Origin of the sequence: Moorena sp. SIO4E2 (assembly GCF_010671945.1) — a bacterium.
GTDB lineage: Bacteria > Cyanobacteriota > Cyanobacteriia > Cyanobacteriales > Coleofasciculaceae > Moorena > Moorena producens.
The window spans coordinates 1-1,112 of sequence record NZ_JAAHIE010001381.1 but is presented as its reverse complement, the minus strand read 5'-3'; the positions used below and the strand labels follow the sequence as shown (position 1 = coordinate 1,112).

Genomic DNA, 1,112 nt, shown 5'->3' with positions numbered 1-1,112 from the left:
GGGAATCCTGCTGCCATTGTAATCATGGATAAAATGCAGCCTAATGATTGGATGCAGCTGGTTGCTGCAGAAATGAATTTGTCTGAAACGGCATTTTTAGCTCCCAACAAAGACCCATTTAAACGTGTATGGCAGCTCAAGTGGTTTACTCCCACCAGCGAGGTAGAACTTTGCGGCCATGCGACTCTAGCAACTGCTCATATCATGTTTTCTGAAGGATATGCGAAACCACAAGAGGCTATTAGATTTGAGACGCTGTCAGGCGAGCTATCTGCAAAAAAGGATTCTGGGGGATGGATTGAACTCGATTTTCCCACGTCGCAGACGAAGATTATTGAAAATAAGCCTGCTTTTGCAGATGCACTGGGCCTTGACCCTGTTCAAAGCGCCAAAGCTACTTTTGATGAAGAATTCGACTATCTTTTCGAACTAAAATCGGCCGATCAGGTGAAATCTTTCATTCCTGATAAGGACGAACTTGCGTCATTAGGCAGCAGGGCTGTAACCATCACGGCAAAGGGCAACCAAGAATTAAGTGGGAACCCTGATTTTGTGTCACGGGTGTTTGCTCCCAATGTTGGCATAGATGAAGACCCTGTGACAGGTTCAGCCCACTGCTACTTATCCCATTACTGGAACACCAAAATGGGGCAAACGCAATTTACCGCTCATCAAATCTCAAAAAGGGGGGGCACCATCAAAGTAGATTTTAACGACGATAGAACATCTATTTCTGGCAGGGCTGTCACTATCTTTAAGGGTAGCCTACTGAAGTAGATCACGACAATCTTATCAAAAAGATTTATTTCTTATCAATATATCTTGTGCCTCAGGCACCATGTGATAGACTCGATTCTGCATAGGCTCCCCCCGAGGTGTACGAAGCAACGCCCGTTGTTTCGGCACCTCACTTTTTTATCGATTAACTAGGGGGATGAATATTGAGACCCTACCGCCTTGCGGCATCAGATTAACTTCAAACAAAAATTCAAGTGGTTCAGCAGCATAGTAACTGTCTGATCCGGCCTGCAATGCGGATATGCTGCATGTTCCATTACTGATCAATATCGCATTTGAGCCTTGAACCGCACAAACAGAGGGGGTGTTAGACA

General features: G+C 45.1%; 2 protein-coding genes. One reads left to right on the top strand and one right to left on the bottom strand.

Annotated elements, in window-relative coordinates; translation table 11 throughout:
- The coding region (locus F6K37_RS43835; protein ID WP_287257404.1) for a PhzF family phenazine biosynthesis protein at positions 1-777 on the top strand (777 nt) is incomplete at its 5' end.
- Positions 778-915: 138 nt separating this feature from the next.
- Here F6K37_RS43835 and F6K37_RS43830 read toward each other — a convergent pair.
- The coding region (locus F6K37_RS43830; protein WP_287257403.1) for a hypothetical protein at positions 916-1,112 on the bottom strand (197 nt) is incomplete at its 5' end.